Annotated in this window: 17 protein-coding genes and 1 pseudogene; 11 read left to right on the top strand and 7 right to left on the bottom strand. The window is 65.3% G+C overall.

Translation table 11 applies throughout. The annotated features are described in order from the left end of the window. The first annotated feature begins 3 nt into the window (after positions 1-3). The 5 genes from QK287_RS10265 (at position 4) to QK287_RS10245 (ending at position 4488) form a co-directional block, all read left to right on the top strand. A complete protein-coding gene (locus QK287_RS10265) occupies positions 4-1317 on the top strand; it encodes an MFS transporter (protein ID WP_282359991.1) in 1314 nt (437 codons plus the stop codon). A gap of 138 nt (positions 1318-1455) precedes the next feature. Then, positions 1456-2049 carry a TetR/AcrR family transcriptional regulator gene (locus tag QK287_RS10260; protein ID WP_282359990.1) on the top strand — a complete coding sequence of 198 codons (594 nt, stop codon included), beginning with the start codon at positions 1456-1458 and terminating at the stop codon, positions 2047-2049. A 300-nt stretch (positions 2050-2349) separates the two neighbouring features. Continuing rightward, the gene (locus tag QK287_RS10255; RefSeq protein WP_282359989.1) at positions 2350-3561 is read left to right on the top strand and encodes an NADP-dependent malic enzyme; all 1212 of its coding nucleotides are present in this window, start codon (positions 2350-2352) and stop codon (positions 3559-3561) included. A gap of 23 nt (positions 3562-3584) precedes the next feature. After that, positions 3585-4085 (top strand): DUF456 domain-containing protein, encoded by a 501-nt coding sequence (locus QK287_RS10250; protein WP_282359988.1) that lies wholly within the window; start codon positions 3585-3587, stop codon positions 4083-4085. 46 nt (positions 4086-4131) lie between these two features. Further along, entirely contained in the window at positions 4132-4488 is a 357-nt protein-coding gene (locus QK287_RS10245; RefSeq protein ID WP_226775812.1) for a nuclear transport factor 2 family protein, read from the top strand. 182 nt (positions 4489-4670) lie between these two features. Here QK287_RS10245 and QK287_RS10240 read toward each other — a convergent pair whose 3' ends face one another. Then, positions 4671-5129 carry an Lrp/AsnC family transcriptional regulator gene (locus QK287_RS10240; RefSeq protein WP_282360080.1) on the bottom strand — a complete coding sequence of 153 codons (459 nt, stop codon included), beginning with the start codon at positions 5127-5129 and terminating at the stop codon, positions 4671-4673. 415 nt (positions 5130-5544) lie between these two features. On the opposite strand from QK287_RS10240, the gene gluQRS reads away from it, so the two are divergent. From gluQRS to QK287_RS10225, 3 genes are read left to right on the top strand one after another with little or no spacing between them, the layout of a single operon-like run. Further along, entirely contained in the window at positions 5545-6426 is an 882-nt protein-coding gene (gluQRS, locus tag QK287_RS10235; protein WP_282359987.1) for a tRNA glutamyl-Q(34) synthetase GluQRS, read from the top strand. A 35-nt stretch (positions 6427-6461) separates the two neighbouring features. Then, positions 6462-7130: an HD domain-containing protein gene (locus QK287_RS10230; RefSeq protein WP_282359986.1), complete on the top strand. Its 669-nt coding sequence runs from the start codon at positions 6462-6464 to the stop codon at positions 7128-7130. A gap of 2 nt (positions 7131-7132) precedes the next feature. Beyond that, positions 7133-8137 carry an NADP-dependent oxidoreductase gene (locus tag QK287_RS10225; RefSeq protein WP_282360079.1) on the top strand — a complete coding sequence of 335 codons (1005 nt, stop codon included), beginning with the start codon at positions 7133-7135 and terminating at the stop codon, positions 8135-8137. A 21-nt stretch (positions 8138-8158) separates the two neighbouring features. Here QK287_RS10225 and QK287_RS10220 read toward each other — a convergent pair whose 3' ends face one another. From QK287_RS10220 to QK287_RS10205, 4 genes are all read right to left on the bottom strand, one after another. Next, positions 8159-9475, bottom strand: coding sequence for a GNAT family N-acetyltransferase (locus QK287_RS10220; RefSeq protein WP_226775809.1), 1317 nt, complete (start codon positions 9473-9475; stop codon positions 8159-8161). A gap of 153 nt (positions 9476-9628) precedes the next feature. Then, positions 9629-10585, bottom strand: coding sequence for an L-lactate dehydrogenase (locus tag QK287_RS10215; protein WP_226775808.1), 957 nt, complete (start codon positions 10583-10585; stop codon positions 9629-9631). A gap of 16 nt (positions 10586-10601) precedes the next feature. After that, the gene (locus tag QK287_RS10210; protein ID WP_282359985.1) at positions 10602-11345 is read right to left on the bottom strand and encodes a glucose 1-dehydrogenase; all 744 of its coding nucleotides are present in this window, start codon (positions 11343-11345) and stop codon (positions 10602-10604) included. Between the two features lie 182 nt (positions 11346-11527). Further along, positions 11528-12145 carry a uracil-DNA glycosylase gene (locus QK287_RS10205; RefSeq protein WP_253031769.1) on the bottom strand — a complete coding sequence of 206 codons (618 nt, stop codon included), beginning with the start codon at positions 12143-12145 and terminating at the stop codon, positions 11528-11530. A 478-nt stretch (positions 12146-12623) separates the two neighbouring features. Here QK287_RS10205 and QK287_RS10200 point away from each other — a divergent pair, with 478 nt between their 5' ends. Next, entirely contained in the window at positions 12624-14756 is a 2133-nt protein-coding gene (locus QK287_RS10200) for a beta-glucosidase (protein WP_282359984.1), read from the top strand. Between the two features lie 252 nt (positions 14757-15008). On the opposite strand, the gene QK287_RS10195 is transcribed toward QK287_RS10200, so the two are convergent. Then, positions 15009-15479, bottom strand: a complete 471-nt coding sequence (locus QK287_RS10195; protein WP_226775827.1) for a GrpB family protein — start codon at positions 15477-15479, stop codon at positions 15009-15011. Between the two features lie 88 nt (positions 15480-15567). On the opposite strand from QK287_RS10195, the gene QK287_RS10190 reads away from it, so the two are divergent. Together QK287_RS10190 and QK287_RS10185 are read left to right on the top strand one after the other, a co-directional pair. Continuing rightward, entirely contained in the window at positions 15568-15864 is a 297-nt protein-coding gene (locus QK287_RS10190) for a DUF4190 domain-containing protein (protein WP_282359983.1), read from the top strand. 232 nt (positions 15865-16096) lie between these two features. After that, positions 16097-16573 carry a hypothetical protein gene (locus tag QK287_RS10185; RefSeq protein ID WP_226775803.1) on the top strand — a complete coding sequence of 159 codons (477 nt, stop codon included), beginning with the start codon at positions 16097-16099 and terminating at the stop codon, positions 16571-16573. A gap of 315 nt (positions 16574-16888) precedes the next feature. Here the strand turns inward: QK287_RS10185 and QK287_RS10180 are convergent. Continuing rightward, positions 16889-17140: pseudogene (locus tag QK287_RS10180) on the bottom strand (GNAT family N-acetyltransferase); the annotation flags it as partial. Between the last annotated feature and the right edge of the window lie 158 nt (positions 17141-17298).

Raw genomic sequence — 17298 nt, 5'->3', positions numbered from 1 at the left:
TACATGAGCCTGTCCGATCTACCCGGAGCAGCTCCGGACCCAGCCCATGGCCCCGCCGCGGGACAATTGAGGGCCGGAGCGCTCGCCGAGCCTGAACGGGCGGTACGCCCCGTCTGGATCGCCGGGGTGGTGCTCGTCAACCTCGGCATCAACGCGGCATTTTTCGCCCCGCTCCAAGTACTTCTCGGCCAGCAGGCGGCAACCTTCAGCGAAGCCGACAAGGAGGCCATCCTCGCCCTCGTCACCGGGGCCGGCGCAGCAGTCTCGCTGGTCGCCAATCCCTTGTTCGGCGCGTTCAGCGACCGCACCTCCGCGCGGATGGGCCGTCGGGTGCCCTGGGTCCTCTTCGGGGCCATCCTCGGCGCCGTGGCCTTGATCGCGCTCGCCGGGGCGCCGAACGTTGCCAGTATGACGCTGATCTGGTGCCTTGTGCAGGCCGGCTGCAACGGGGCGTATGCCGCGATTACCGCAGCCATCCCAGACCGCGTGCCGGTGGCCCAGCGCGGCACGGTCGGGGGCCTTGCCGCGATGGGGCAGACGGTCGGCATCCTGGCCGGCGCGGTGATAGCTGCCGCGGTGACCGGCAACTTCGCCGTGGGGTATCTGGTCTGCGCCGTGGCCCTGCTCGCCGGCGTTGTGCTGTATTTCTTCAGGAGCGACGACGTCCCGCTCCCGGCCGAGGTCCGGCCGCCGTTCCGTTTGGCCGACTTCGCCACGGGCTTCTGGATTTCGCCGGTGCTCTACCCGGACTTCGGCTGGGCCTGGCTGACCAGGCTCCTGGTGAACATCGGAAACCACATGATCACCCTGTACCTGCTCTTTTTCCTCACGGACGCAGTCCAGCTTGAGCAGACGCAGGGCATCCCGCCGGAACTCGGTGTGCTCGTCCTGACCGGCCTGTATGCGGTAATGGTGATCATCAGCAGTGTCATCGGCGGCAGAATCAGTGACCGGATGGGGAAGCGGAAGCCGCTCGTGATCATTTCCTCACTCATCATCGCGGCGGCCGCGCTGATTCTGGCGTTTGCCCCCAGCTGGACCGGGGCATTGCTGGGCGCCTCCGTGCTGGGCCTCGGCTTCGGTTGCTACCTTGCGGTCGACTTCGCCCTGATCACGCAGGTGCTGCCGGCGGCACGGAGCCGCGGCAGGGACCTGGGTGTCCTCAATATCGCCAATTCCCTGCCCCAGGTGCTTGCGCCGCTCATCGCCTTCCCGTTCGTGACGATGTGGGGAGGCTACGTTTCGCTGTTTGTGGCGGCAGCAGTCATCGGCCTGCTGGGGGCCGTCTTTGTGGTCAAGATCAAGGGCGTCGACTAGCCCGGGTTGGGCCCGGGGGCGTCACGTATAGTGGACGGGAAGTGCCGCGGCAGTGCTGGGGGGGAATCCCTCCAGGCTGCCGAGAAAACTGACCACGGAACGCTGCTGATGCCTGAATTCCCCGTACAACTTCCACCGATGGCCCCTCCCCCCACCCTGCCCAGGCAGCGGATTCGCTATACCCGGATCCTCGAGGTAGCCACCGGGTTCGCGCGCAAGGGGCTGGACTCCGTGGTCCTCTCCGAAGTCGCCGCCCGAGCCGGCGTTCCGCTGGGCACCCTGTACCGGTATTTTCCCTCCGCCGCGCAACTGGTGCTCGCGCTTTACCGCAAGCAGCTCACGGAACTGCACGCCCCGGCGGGGACAGCCGCGGGACGCTGCGCCAAGCATCCCGCAGCCTCGGCCCAGGGTGAGGTTCCGGCACTGGCGCTGGCCGGTGTCGTGATGGAGATCTTGCACATGCGCCTGATGCAGCCTGCCGTGGAGCAGAGCCTGAACAAGGCGGTGTACACCAAGGACACGGACACCACCAAGCTGCTCCGCGAAATTGACGACGCGGCGCAGAAGGCGGTCACGGCCGTCAGCGGCGACGCCGCCAGCGCCCGAGTGCTGCTGCTCGCCGTAACGGGGCTGGTCCAGTCCGTGCGCTGCCGGCGGCTGTCCCTCTTCGAAGCCGAGGAAGACCTCAAAAAGGCCTGTTTCCTGCTGGCCCGCAGCCGTCCGGCGGCGTAACTGGTCTAGTCCAGGTGGCCCTTCTTCTGCAAAATAGCGGCGATTTCCTGTGACCGGGCTCACTAGGCATGGAGGATAAACGTTTCACCCTGTCCGGTGTCCGTCCTGCGGCGCGTTACGCCGGAGCCGGGCTGTTTACCATTACAGAACCGGAGCGGCCCGCCGCCTGCACGACCGGAGCTAAGCCGCAGATCCGCCAACCTCGGGTCGGAGCCGATGTTCCCCCAGATTATCTTGAGCATCCCTGTGCTTGAGCTTCCATAAGCCGTGCGCCCACGGTGAGCCTTAGGAGACAACGACGTGTCCACAGAAACAACGATTCCCGCCGACGCCACTTCCCCCGCAGGGCCCCTCACGGTGCTCAGCGACGAGGAAATTTTCGCTTCCCACCAGGGCGGCAAGCTTTCCGTTTCCAGCACCGTGCCGCTCGCCACCAAGCGCGAGCTGTCCATCGCCTATACGCCCGGCGTTGCCCAGGTCAGCCGTGCAATCGCCGCCAACCCGGAGCTTGCGAAGACGCTCACCTGGGCCCAACGCCTGGTTGTCGTTGTCAGCGACGGCACCGCCGTCCTGGGCCTCGGCGACATCGGGCCCAGCGCATCGCTGCCGGTGATGGAGGGCAAGTCCGCCCTGTTCAAGGCTTTCGGCGAACTTGACTCCATCCCGCTGGTGCTCAACACCACCAACGTCGACGAGATCGTGGAGACCCTCGTCCGCCTGCGTCCGAGCTACGGCGCCGTCAATCTTGAAGACGTCTCTGCGCCGCGCTGCTTCGAACTCGAGGAGAAGCTCATTGCGGCCCTTGACTGCCCAGTGATGCACGATGACCAGCACGGCACCGCCGTCGTCGTTCTCGCCGCACTTACCGGCGCCGCCAAGGTGACCGGAAGGGGCCTTGAGAAATTGCGTGTTGTCGTCTCGGGCGCCGGCGCTGCCGGGATCGCCGTCGCACAGATGCTCCTGGCCGCCGGGATCACCGACGTTGTGCTGCTGGATTCGAAGGGTGTTCTCAACAGCGGGCGTGCGGATATCGCCGCCGACCCGGCCGGCAAGAAGGCCACCCTGGCCGCCAGCGGCAACCCCCGCGGCGTCTCCGGCGGCCCCGCCGAGGCGCTCCTGGACGCGGACGTCTTTATCGGCGTCTCCTCATCGAAGCTGGCCGAGGAACACCTCAAGCTCATGAGCCGGGATTCGATCGTATTCGCGCTGTCCAACCCGGACCCCGAAGTCCTGCCGGAGGTCGCACGCAAGTATGCGGCCGTGGTCGCCACCGGCCGCAGCGACTTCCCGAACCAGATCAACAACGTCCTCGCGTTCCCCGGCATCTTCCGCGGAGCCCTCGACGCTGGCGCCCGACGCATCACGCCGGCCATGAAGCTGGCCGCGGCCCGGGCCATCGCCGCACTCGCCGACGAGGACCTTTCCGCGGACTACATCGTCCCCAGCCCGCTGGATCCCCGGGTGGCCCCGGCGGTTTCGGCCGCCGTCGCCGCGGCGGTGGAAGCCGAGTAGCCGCAGGTGAATAGGCTGGGGAGATGAACCCTGAGCCTGTGGTGACAATCCTGTGCGGCATCGCCATTCTGGTCGGCGTCGCCGGCACCGTGATCCCGGTCCTTCCCGGCAGCATCCTGATCGGACTGAGCCTGCTGGCCTGGGCCATCTGGGGCGGCGCCGGAACCACAGGCTGGGTGGTGTTCGGGATCGGACTGGTCTTTGTCCTGTCGGGAATGGCGGCCAGTGCGGTCCTGACCGGGCGGAAACTCAAAGAGCACAGCATTCCCGGCCGGTCGGTGGTGGCAGGGCTGGTCCTTGGGGTGGCGGGGATGTTGATCATCCCCGTCGTGGGACTTTTTGTTGGGTTCGCCGCCGGCCTGCTGCTCAGCGAGCTGCACCGCACACGCGTTTTCGGCACGGCCCTGGCGTCCAGCTGGGCGGCGTTGAAAGCAACCGGGCTGGGCATGATTGTTGAGTTCGGCCTCGCCTGCCTCGCCGCCAGCACCTGGCTGATCGGCCTGTGGATCACGGCCGCAGCTTAGTCGAGGACGCTTGCGGGCGCCCGGAAGCAGGGAGTACAAACGAGGCATGAGAGATAATGTAGCGCGCTGGATCCAGCACTACATCACAGCCTGGACGTCGAACGCACCGGAGGACATCAGGGCACTCTTCACCGAGGACGCCCAGTACTTCACCCGTCCTGATGATCCCGAGCCTTGGAGCGGGCGTGAGCAAATTGTGGACCGCTGGATCGCCAGGCTGGACGAGCCGGGGGACTGGACCTTTGAGTGGAATCTCCTCGGGGTCGACGGCGGCAGGGCCTTCGTGCAGGGCCGCACCGAATACCGCGGTGACAGCCCAAGCTATAACAACCTCTGGGTCATCCAGCTCACGGGGGACGGCCGCGCCACGGCATTCACCGAATGGTTTATGCCCCGGCAGTGACTTTGGGGACGCTCCGGGTCGCCCTGGCTGCCGCGGCCGCCGTTGTTCCCGTGCCGAGGCCTGATGCTGATGGTGCCGCTGAGCTGGTGTCCGAGCTGGTTGGGCCGCTGGTGGGGCCGCTGCGCGCTTGCGGCCCGGTCCCTGGCCAGCCGGCCCGGCGCGGCGACGTCCGCTCCGTAGGTTCAGGAATCCAGCAGTCCCGTTGTCCGGTACGGGATGACCTCGCGCAGGAACATGCTGGTGGAGGTCCGCACAATTCCGGGACAAAGCCGGATTTCCTCGGAGACGCGGTACAGATCGTCCGGGCTTGTGGCCACCACCCTGATCAACAAGTCCGTCTCGCCGGCCGGAGCATGGCACTCAAGAACCTCCGGGATGTTCCGCAGCGCGGCGATCGCCTCGTTCAGATGGCTCTGGTCCAGTTCCGCGCTCACGGACGCCGCTACTCCCCGGCCCAGCGCGGAGGGCAGCACCCGGCTGCTGTTGGGCCGCAGCGCGCCCGATGCTGTCATCCGCTCAAGACGCGACTGTACGGTCCCGCGGGCCAGGCCCAGTTTCTGGGCCAGCACCATAATGGGCATCCGGGGGTCATCGTCCAGGGCGACGAGGATCCGCCGGTCGGTGGCGTCGAGTTGCTGCAAAGTGACCACTGCTTGCCCATCCCTTCGGCTTGTGTTGATCAGATTGACCAATGCAAGCGATGTCCGTTGCACCAACTGTAGGGCTTCTGTTCAAATGGTGACAACAAAGGGATGCGAGCTACCGCCGGATCCCGAAGGCTACAGGTACCCCGGTACACCACCCGGACCCTCGATGGGGCTTCCCGCAAGGAACCCGCCGCTGATTGACACTTGTTCACGCATTGTCTTTCCACAGTCACGGTTACCCGACCCGCTGTCCTTACGATTTGATTCGCTGTTCGTAGGATTTACGGTGCCAGGGCCCGGAGCAACAGTCCGGGTCCGGCACGGCAAGGGCCCCTGAGCTACCGGCGCCGGTATTCCGTTGTCATCGGTAGCTGAGGGGCCCTTGTGTTTCCCCGCATAGGGTGGTGCCATGACATCTGCCGGCCGCTTCGCCCCCAGCCCCTCCGGCGAACTGCACGTGGGCAACCTCCGGACCGCCGTCCTTGCCTGGCTCTTCGCCCGCTCCACCGGCCGGCGCTTTTTGCTCCGGGTCGAAGACCTGGACCGCGCACGGACCGGGGCCGAGGCCGCGCAGCTGCGGGACCTGGTGGCCATCGGCGTGAGCTGGGACGGCGGCGTCGTGCGCCAGACGGACCGCGAACCGCTGTACACGGCGGCGATTTCGCGGCTGGAATCCGCCGGCCTGAGCTACGAGTGCTTCTGCACCCGCCGCGAAATCCAGGAAGCCCCGTCCGCCCCGCACGCGCCGCAGGGGGCCTACCCGGGCACCTGCAGGAACCTGTCCGCGGCTGAGCGGGACGCCAAGCGCGCCGTCCGGCCTGCCGCGATCCGGCTCCGCGCCGACGTCGCCGAAACAACCGTGGACGATGTGCTGCACGGCAGCTACACCGGGGTGGTGGACGACTTTGTGCTCAGGCGAAATGACGGTGTGGCCGCCTACAACCTGGCAGTGGTGGTCGACGACGCGGCCCAAGGGGTCGACCAGGTGGTGCGGGGCGATGATCTGCTGCCCTCCACACCCCGCCAGGCCTACCTGGCTTCCCTCCTGAATATTCCCGTACCGGAATATGCCCATGTCCCGCTTATCCTCAATGCCGACGGGATCCGGCTTGCCAAGCGGGACGGGGCCGTGACCTTGGCAGACCTGGGCCGTGCGGGGGTATCGGGCGAGGACGTGAGGGACATACTGCTGTCCTCCGTCGGTCTGCCGGCGGGGTCCTTGGACCAAGCCCTTGCGGCATTCCGGCCTGCGATGCTGCCGCTTCAGCCCTGGGTGTGGCCCGGGGTGTAACCTGAGCCGCCGGCCCGGACGCGTAGGCTTGAACCATGTCAGAACCAGCACACCCCCGATTCACTGTTGAGACCGCGAAGGTCCTCGCCGAGGTGGCTCACAACCGCCAAAAGGACAAGCTCAAGAAGCCCTACCGCGAGCACGTTATCGCCGTCGGGGATGCCTTGGCGGACTTCGACGACGACATCCGGATCGCCGGCTACCTGCACGATATCGCGGAGGATACCCCGATGACCCGGCAGGCACTGCTGGACATGGGTGTCTCGGAGCGGGCGGCGGACATTGTTGAGCGGGTCACGAAGCGCCTGCACGAGAACCCGGATGACTACCAGGCCGGAATCCGCTATATCGCCGGGGACCACGACGCCACCTTGGTGAAGATCGCCGACAACGCGCATAACTCCTTGCCCTCCAGGGTCAAGGCGCTGGCCGAAAAGTGGCCCGACAAGCCGCCCGTCACCCGGTACGACGAGGCCCGCCCGGTGCTCTACGCAGCTGTTCCGGTCGAGGAGACCCGGAAGATCCTCGCCCGGATCAACCCGTGGCTGCTCCAGGAGCTTGACGACTTGCTGGACGAAGCCGATGACACCGATTATGAAAATCTCTCGTACGCAGATGCGCCGTCGGCCGTCCCTGCGGACGCAGAACCGCTGGTGGGGGCCGTAGGGGACACGGCTGCCGGGCAAGGCGCCGACCAGAAGTGAGCATGCGGGCGTTTGTGCTCACACGCTACGGCGGGGCCGAGGCAATGGAGCTCCAGGACGTCCCCGAACCCCTACCCGGGGTCGGCGAGGTGCGGATCAGAGTTGAAGCGGCAGGCCTGAACCCGGTCGACTTCCGAATCCGCGATGGTGATTTGCGCCCTCTCAATCGGCTTCGCTTGCCCATCATCGCCGGCTGCGAAGCCGCCGGGACCGTGGACGCCGTCGGGCCCGGGCCGAGCCGCTTCGCCGTCGGCGACAACGTGTATGCGCGCGTGGACAAAAAACGGCTCGGTGCGTTCGCAGAGTACGTCTGCGTCCGGGAGGAACTGGTGGCCGCGATGCCTGCCTCGCTCGATTTCGCCGCAGCCGCAGGACTGCCGCTGGCGGGGCTGACGGCACTGCAGGCGCTGCGCGATGTACTCGGCGTCGGCCCGGGGACCCGGCTTTTCATCTCCGGCGGCTCGGGAGGTGTTGGCACATTGGCAATCCAGTTGGCCAAACACTTCGGGGCAGACGTCACGACGACCGCATCCCCGGCCGGCTTGGCCCTGGTGCGCAGGCTTGGCGCCGACCATGTCATCGACTACACCCGGGAGGAATTCCCGGCGCTGCTGAGCAACTTCGACGCCGTACTGGATCTGGTCGGTGGAGAGACACTAAAAAAATCCTTCGGCATCCTCCGGCCTGGCGGCAAAGTGGTCTCCATTGCGGGGGTGCCGGAGCCCCGCACCGCGACGGTGGACCTGAAGGCGCCACCGTGGATCACCGTCGTGTTCGCGCTGATGAGCCTGGGAATCCGACGGCGCGCCCGCAAGGTCAAGGCAAGCTACCGGTACCTCTTTATGCACCCCAGCGGTGATGATCTCCGCGTTCTGGCCACCCTCGTCGACGGCGGGCAACTGCAGCCGGTGATGGACAGCAGTTACCCGTTTGCACGGATCGGCGAGGCTTTCGCCGCCCTTGAGCTGGGCCACGCCAAGGGCAAGATCGTCGTCACTATCCCCTAGGACCATGCCGCCAGGCGGTGGCTACACCCGGCCGAGGGCGTCGATATCCTCGAGGAACAGCTGGTGGACTTCGTCGCTGACAGTGGTCCGGGTGTCCGCAATCGCATCGAGATAGTCCCGGGTTGCGGGGCCCTTCCGGACTGCGTCGCGGCTGGGGCCGGTGCCGCTGGACGCCAGCCCGCCGTCGTCGTACACGGCCTTCTCCAGCGCCCGCTGGGACGCGCTCCGGGCCGCATATTCGATATCCGCCGGGGAGAAGCCCTCGGTCCGGTCCACCAGCAGTTCGACGTCGACATCGTCAACGACGGTGGCCGGGATAAAGCGCTCCCACATAGCCTCGCGGGCCTGGCGGTCGGGGAGGCCGATGGGGATGACATAGTCGAAGCGGCCATGTCGCAGGAACGCATTGTCCAGGGCGCGGATGAAGTTGGTGGCGCAGACCAGCAGGCGGCCGGGCTGTTCGCGGAAGGCCGGGATGATCTTGAGCAGTTCGTTAGTGACACCTTGGAGCGGCGACGGCGGTTCGCCGGAGCGCTGGGAGGCGATCTCTTCCACCTCGTCGATGAAGACGACGGCATGCTCCAGTTCGGCGATCTCCAGGAATGTCTCGCGCAACGCGCCGGCGAGGCCCTTGGGATCGGAAGCCAGCCGGGAGGGGAAAACCTCGACGAACGGCCATTCGAGGCGGGACGCGATGGCCTTGGCGAAGGTTGTTTTGCCGGTTCCGGGAGGCCCGAAGAGGACGACGGCGCGTGGCGGCACTACGCCGTATTCGTCGGCAAGGTCGGCCTCCGCGAGCGGCAGGACAAGGCGGCGCTCCAGCAGTTCCTTCTCCTTGCGCATTCCGGCGACGTTTTCCCACAGGTCGCGGGCCAGGATCCGGCCGCCAAGCTGGCTGAGGGGCTCAAGTTCCTGCCGCTGCACCGGGATCTTCCGCTCGAAGTAGCGCAGGTTCTTCTTCAGCACAAAGCCGCGGCTCACAAATGCCTCCACCCGGGTCTCCGATTCCGGCATCAGGGCGGAGAGCTTGTTCAGGCCATGGGGCGCCATCCGGTTCTCGACGGCGGCCAGCAGCGATGTGCCGATCCCGCGGCCGCGGTACTCGGGGAGGGTGGCCAGGAAGACCACCCAGCCCTGGTCGTGGGCGGCCCGGCCGACGGCGGCGCCCACCACCTGATCACCTTGCACCGCCACGACGGCGTGGTCCTTCTCGCAGGATGCCAGTACTTCGGAGAGCGCGTATACCGGCTCGACATTGGTGGCCTTGAGGGACTCCCAGAGGTTCAGGATGCCGTCAAGGTCGGTCGAATGGAAATCCCTGATTCGCCAGTTGGTCATAAGGTGTCTCCCGGGTGGTTCGTCGATGAGCCAGCGTGAATCTGTCTGCTGAGCATATGCGACGCGCCGATACTAAGGGTTGCGGGGAAGTTGCGTTACGGCGTCGCCACAGTCTGGTCCCGCCGGCGGCGCCCCCGGGACGGCGCAGCCCTGTTAGATCCCGAGCGTCGCCAGTGTCTGTTGCAGGGTTTCGGCCGAATGATGCAGGGAGGCGAGTTCGCCGTCGTTCATTGGGGTATCCAGGACCGCGCGAACCCCGCCGTTCCCGACAATGCTGGGCAGGGACAGTGCCACTCCGGAGATCCCGTACTGGCCATCGAGCACCGTGGAGACAGGCAGAACCGCGTTTTCCGAGCGCAGCAGGGCTTCCACGATCCGGGCGCCGGACAGACCGATCGCGTAGTTGGTAGCGCCCTTCCCGGCGATTACTTTGTAGGCGGCCTGCATCACCTCCCGCGCGGTCTCGGCGAGGTATTCCGGCGAGAAGATACGGGCGCCATCGACCATCCACTGGCGGATCGGTACGGGGCCGATTGTGGCGCCTGACCAGACGGGGAACTCGGTGTCGCCGTGTTCGCCCACCATGCTGGCGTGGACGCTGGTAACTGATACGCCGGCCTGCCGCGCCAGCAGCCAGCGCAGCCGGGACGTGTCCAGCACCGTGCCGGATGAGAAGATGCGCGCGGGCGCCAGCCCTGAGATCTGCCGCGCCGCGACCGTCAGCACATCGCAGGGGTTGGTCACCAGCACATAGACGGCATCCGGGGCGTGGGCCAGCAACTGCGGCATAAGCTTTTCGAGGATGCGGACGTTGGTGCCGGCCAGGTCCAGCCGGGTCTGCCCCGGCGCCTGTTTCGCCCCGGCAGTGATAACGACGACGTCGGCCCCGTCGATCGCAGCAATGTCCCCGCCGCCGGCGACAGTTGCCGCAGCGGCGGTGAACTGGGTGCCGTGTGCAAGGTCGAGGACCTCGGCCTCAGCCTTGGCGGCGTTGACGTCAAAGAGTGCGACGGTGCTGGCGGAGCCGCGGATCAACGCGGCGTAGGCGAGGGACGTGCCAACGCTGCCGGCGCCAACGATCGCGAGTTTGGATCCAGGATTCTGGGTCATGGGTTGCTGCCGGTACTCAGGGGGCCGGAGGTGCGACGGTGCCGGCCGTCTCGCCGCCGTCAATCACGAACTCGGCGCCGGTGACAAATGAGGACTCGTCAGCCGCCAGGTACACCGCAAGAGCCGCGATCTCCGGCGGTTGTCCGGTCCGGTGCAGCGGGACATGTCCAGTGTCGAACGTCATGCCAGCGGTCATGGGGGTCTCGATGACGCCGGGATGGACGGAGTTGACCCGGATGCCGGAGCTGCCGAGATCCAGCGCGGCACTTTTGGTTAGGCCGCGAACACCGTACTTTGACGCCGTGTATCCGGAGAGCTGCTCGTAGCCGCGCAGCCCGGCGATCGAGGAGACGTTGATGATGGAGCCGCCCCCGGCCCGCGTCAGCGCCGGCGCGGCGGCCTTGATTCCGTTGAAAACACCGGTGAGGTTAACGTCGATGATCCGGGCCCACTGTTCCTGCGGATACTCGTCGATTCGGCCGAACGTTACGATGCCGGCGTTGTTGACCAGGATACTGAGGCTGCCGAAGTTGGTTTCGGCCGCCGCCACTGCCGCGTCCCAGTCCGCCGGCTTCGTGACGTCCAGATGCACATAGCGAAGGCCTGCACCGAGAGTCCCGGCCAACTCCCGGCCATCCTCATCCAGGACGTCGCCGGCCACCACTTTCGCCCCCTCGGCAAGGAAGCGCTCCGCAACGGCTGCACCGATGCCGCGGGCTCCGCCGCTGACCAGGGCCACTTTGCCGTCCAACCGTCCCATAACCGAGTCCTCTTCGGGAGTGAGCCTTCCCAGGGACGCAGCCGTCCGGGCTCGTCCATAAGCTCACCAGAGGCGGCCGGGCTTGGGCAGGGCCGTTGGACCCTACGCGGCGGGAACGAGGCCGGCGCGGGGCGGCCGTCGTCGTACCGCCCCCGCGGTGTCAACTTCAGCGCGGTGTCAGCTCACAGGTGCTGGATGCCTGCCCGCTGCATGGCGTCCTTGTAGACCTCGACGTTTTTGCTCAGGAGTTCCTCCTGCTTGGCTGCCGAGACGGCAAAGGCGCGGCCACCCAGCGCGGTTGCCTTGTAGATCTTCACACCCCGGTTCTTCAGGGAGGAGTGGTAGGTCTTCTCGAAGAGCGTCAGGAAAGCGTGGGCGTCGGCACCGTGGGCGATGACGGCGGAGACGCGCTTGTTGATCTTGAGGAACTGGCGGAACGGCCGCAGGCCGTCGGTCTTCTCCTGTACGTTCAGCGCCGAGGGGAGCTCGGGATCGCGGACCCAAGGGTAGGCGTTCCACGGCATAACGTAGCGGGCTTCGAGTTCAACGGCTTCGTAGATGGACGTGGCGCGGCGGGCGGTCTCGTCATCGTTGAAATGGGAAACGAAGCCCGACTCGGTGCCCTTGCCCGGGGCGATGTGGAGGCTGACGATCCGGCACTCATCCTCGTCGTGGACGGGGTCAATGTACGGGACAACCGACCCCGGCTTCTTTTCCATGAGTTCGTCGCAAAGCTGTGTAACGGCGGCGATATTCGGTTCTTGCAGCAGGGTCTTCTTTTCGTCCCAGTCAATCGTCACGATTTCTCCCTCAGCGCTCGGCGTCCAGAATCAGGCGTCTTGTTCCACTCTACGCTTTTGGGCGCGGGGGCGTCGGTTGGCCTCGGATCGCGGCACGCTCGGGCCGGACAGCGAGCCCCGACCGGCCCGCCGGGCAGGGCAAAGGTCCCGGAAGTCGGGACCTTTGCCCTACCCGTGCCCGCGGTCCGGGCGTACGCTTAAAACACCTGCAGGTAACCATCTGATTCAGCCGGGTCGTTCTGGACATAAAAATGTCCGAGCCAGCTCATAGCGAGATCGCGAAGGTACCTGCAGGCCTTGCATTTAAACAGGCGGCGCCGGGCTCGGCGACGGCAGTGGCAGTGGCTGCGTGGCATCGGCGTCCATCCGAGCCTCTGGTTTCATCCACCAACCGCGGGCAAGATGGAACCCATCCTCAGGTCCCCAATCCGCCGCGGCCCGCAGTTCCATGCCGGGGCTGACCCGAAAGCAGGCCAGCGTGAACTCAGAAGCGATGGAACGGGCCCGGGAAGCCGAGGCGCAACTGACGGATGACGAGCGCTTCTCGCTCCTGATCAGCGTTATGGGTACCAATGCAGTGCTCACGGACAAAGATCCGCGCATCCCGGACGGCGTCCCGATGAGCGCCGGTTACACGCCCGGGATTCCGAGGCTGGGCATCCCGGGCCTGCTGATGACCGACGCGAGCCTGGGCGTGACCAACCCGGGCTACCGGGAAGGGGACACCGCGACGGCGCTCCCGGCGTCAATCGCCCTGGGCGCCAGCTTCAACCCCGTGCTCGCCCGCAGATCCGGGCAGCTGATTGGCAGGGAGGCCAGGAGCAGAGGGCTCAACGTCCTGCTCGCCGGCGGACTGAACCTGCACCGCGACCCGCGAAACGGCCGGAACTTTGAGTACCTCTCCGAGGACCCCTGGCTCACCGGAGTCCTTGGCGCGGAGTCGGTCGAGGGCATCCAGGGCGAGCAGGTGATCTCCACGGTGAAGCACTTTTCGCTGAACTGCAACGAAACCAACCGGCACTGGCTGGACGCGGTCATCGACCCGGCAGCGCACCGGGAATCCGACCTGCTCGCGTTTGAGATCGCCATCGAACGCGCCCGGCCCGGATCGGTCATGACCGGATACAACAAAATCAACGGCACCTATGCGGGCGGCAACGACGGGCTGCTGCAGGGCATCCTGAAAGGCGCCTGGGGCTTTCCCGGCTGGGTCATGTCCGACTGGGGCGCTACGCCCAGCTGGGGCTTTGCGCTGCAGGGCCAGGACCAGGAATCAGGCGTTCAGATTGACGTCATGATGTGGGGGCAGGAGAGCTTCACCGCACCGCTGCGTGCGGCCTTCGAGTCGGGCGAATTTCCCAAGCAGCGCCTGTCCGAGATGGTGCAGCGTATCCTCTACGCCATTTTCGACGTCGGCATCGACCGCTGGGAGGGAACGCCCGACGTCGACCCGTCCGCCCATGCCGCCGTTGCCCTGGAGACGGCACGGCAGGGGATTGTCCTGCTCAAGAACGACGGTGTGCTCCCGCTGGAGGTGCCGTCCACCGCCGTTGGACGGTTCAAAATTGCCGTCATCGGGGGACATGCCCAACTGGGCGTCCCCGCCGGATGCGGCTCCAGCGCCGTCACCCCGCCCGGCGGATACGCCGAAATCCACTTGATCGGCGGCCCCGGCATTATGGGCAGCATGCGGAACCTGTACCTGCTGCCGTCCTCGCCGCTGGCAGAACTGCAGAAGCTACTGCCGGACGCCGAGATCGAGTACGACCCCGGCATGAACCCCAGGGAGGCGGCGCTGCTGGCACGTCGTTCCGATGTCGCCATCGTTTTTGGAATCCGGGTCGAGGGCGAAGGCTACGACAACGCTGACTTGACCCTGCCGTGGGGGCAGGACACCGTAATCGACGCTGTTGCGGGTGCGAACTCGAACACCGTCGTCGTCCTCGAGACCGGCAATCCCGTGGCGATGCCGTGGCTCCCGAATGTCAGGGCCGTGCTGGCGGCCTGGTACCCCGGCCAGTGCGGTGGCCAGGCGATCGCCGAAATCCTCGCCGGTGTCACCAACCCGTCCGGAAAACTCCCGCTGACCTTTCCGAAAGATCTGGACCAGACACCGCGGCCGGTACTGCCGGGCCTCGGTACACCGTGGGGTACCCCAACGACGGTCATCTACAACGAGGGATCCGACGTCGGGTACCGCTGGTTCGCGAAGGCCGGGAAGAAACCCCTGTTCCCTTTCGGCCACGGGCTCAGCTACACCCGCTTCGGCTATGGAAACCTGACAGTGCAGGACCGTGGCGGGGTGCGGGCCGAAGTTACAGTCACCAATGAAGGGCCGCGCTCCGGGGCCGATGTGCCCCAGCTTTACCTCCTTGAGGACCCTGCGGGACCCCGGATGCGTCTGCTCGGCTTCGAGCGTGTGGACCTCGAGCCCGGCGAATCACGGACCGTCGAGCTAACTGCTGATCCGCGGCTGCTGGCCAGCTATAACACCGGGCGCGGGCAGTGGCATATCGCCGCAGGCAACTACCGGCTGGCGCTCGGTCCCTCGGCCGGCGACTGCAGCCTGGAAGCTGACGTGTACCTGGCCGAGTCGTGGTTCGGGCGCTAGCGGGGGCCGTTGACGGGTAGCTGTGGCCGGCCGGCGTCTTGGGTTGGAGAGTATGCCGAGGCCCGTGTTTCCGCCGCGGAAGCTGCATTCCGTAAGCTTGAATGAACGCCCCGCGCCCAGTTTCCGAACTCGACTGCCCAAAGCCGTCTGCACAGCCCGCCCGCTCGGGGATCCTTGGGTTCTCGCGGTGATTGCAACACTTAGCGGATGGTTGTTGGTATTGGCGGGGTCGTTCTCGTTCACGCACAGCGTCTACGACTTCAATAACCCTGTGGCAACGAACGCTCGATGGTAAATCTCCTGGATGACCTTTTCCTTGCGTACGTTGTATTGCATGGAGTGTTCACCAGCGGATTGAGCCTTGGCTGCCGCTTCACGCTTCGCATGTTCGTAGAGATCGCGATCGCTCGGATTGGCGCGCAACCAGTCGCGAAATATCCGATGCTTCGCGACTTCTGGGCTGTCGTAGCCGAAAACGTGCAGATTGCAGGCGGGTTCAACGTGCCGGAGGACGCGATGACCGAACCGCCAAGGTTCACGAATTTTGAGTTCAAATCCGACTCCTTCGAAGGCCGGGACGTAGGACGGCTCGTCATTTGGATCAGCGACGATCAGGTCGATATCGATGATGGCTATAGCTGGAAGCCCCCGAACCGCCGTTGAACCAACATGCTCGATCTCCAATGCACGCCATCCCAATGCTCCCCGGATCCTGTCGACCAGTTGCTGGGCGCCCGCGCGCTTCGGACCCGTTCGAGCTACTGGATAAGCCAGCTAGACTCGCGTGAACAACCAGGTTGGGGGAACCGAGATGAGTGAGCCAGTAGTGCAGGCCAGAACGTCGACTAACGGACTGAACAGGGTGTCGGTCGCAGCCATCATCTTCGCCGTAATCGCAGCCGCCGGCGTCTGGTTATTTGGGTCCGCAGTCGTTGCTGTCTTTGCGGTGGGGGCCGGGCACATGGCGCTCAGCCAGATTAGGTTGAAGGGAGAACGCGGCCGTGGTCTGGCTATTGGAGCCCTGGCCATCGGTTACGGCATCGCCACGTTCGCGTTGATCAGTACGTTGATGTTCATTCCCGGTGCGGTCCAGCAACTCGTCAACTAGCGTCCACGTCGGTCGGCTCTGGTCTCCACTGCTGACTCGGACTTCACTTCAGATCGTCAACGGGGCTGTGCCCTGAATGACTGTGTTAACCGGTTTGGAGCCCACCAGGACGGCTAGAACGGTACCCGTCGACGGGTTGCTGGGTGCTGCAGGTGTCAGGTCGTATCATCGCAACCAGGACAGGATCGACAAACAGCCCCGGCTCTCGTTTGGTTACTCGTTAGGAGCTCACATGCCCAGGAGACCGTACAACTGGCAACCGGGCTTTTTGGCCGGCAGGGGCTCCGTTCTTCTGAGCGGAGCTGGTTGCAGCCTGGTCTTCGCTGAGGTTTACCCCTTTGGTTTATGGGTTCAGATGAGTGTCAGGTTCAAGGGCCCGTTGACACTCGAGCAGCAGCGGGACATCGATCGCCAGGTCGGCGCCTATCTGCGGAATTCTCCGGCCGACGGCCCTCAACTAGCTGTCGATCAACTCAACTCCGGGCCTTCCACTGCTGAAATTGTCACGCATGAGGGGCACAACAACTTCTGGACCATCTCATTTTGGGTTGATCTTGACGTCGCCGCAGGAGCGATGTCGGTGGTGTTCACGTGGGCGGATCAGGATATTGAAACGACGTTCTCAGTCACGGGCGAAGACGTCGATTCCGCACTTAGTGATGCGACAGAGCTCTGGAAGACATCATCCGTGGAGTACACCACCTTCTGAGCAGATGGCATTAGAGCCGCTAGGACTGCTGCTTTTTGGTGCGGGCGAGGCGGCCCACACTGTCGCCCAATTAACCGCAGGTTAGCCGGATGGTACTGATTCAAGCCGGCACAAACGGTCTGAACCAAATTCCCTATCTCGTGGTTGTGGCGGAAACGCCCGTGTAGCGTTGTCGCTCCTCCTGGTGGGGCCAGATCCACCTCGTCCAGCCGGAGCCAAGAATGGTTGACATAGCCAAGTGGCCAAGGCGAGGCACGGATTTGTACATGTGAGGCCATAGGCCATCGGGGTCTTGGACGTCCGGTAAAGGGGCCTTCACCGGGCACTTGCTGACCTACGACCGGATGGGCCGTATTCAGCCAGTGCCTTCTCGAAAATGTTGTCTGTTTCAGTGGCCCACTGCATCCGTCCGTAGTCGTCCACGTACTGATATGTCGTTGTGGTCGTCGGCCCCGCAAAGGTGAAGCCAAGGCGTTGATAAAGCCGGCGGGCTCCATGATGTTCGACGGCGACCCCGAGGTAGAGCTTGTCGAATCCCGCCCGCGTCGCGTGACGTTCCGTCCAGGCGCAAAGCGCCGTACTCCGGAGTCATACGTTCCCCCCGCGCGCTGTACTTCGTGAAGCGTACCGAGCACGGCACTACCGGATAGCACCATCCACGTCCGATTCAGGATCCCTCACCGTGACAGGATGTTTGCAGGCATCCCGCTGATCTAGCGCATTGC

The organism is Arthrobacter sp. AL05 (assembly GCF_029960715.1).
Lineage (GTDB): Bacteria > Actinomycetota > Actinomycetes > Actinomycetales > Micrococcaceae > Arthrobacter.
Note: the sequence above shows the minus strand (reverse complement) of the source record. Positions and strands in the feature narration are given on the sequence as shown.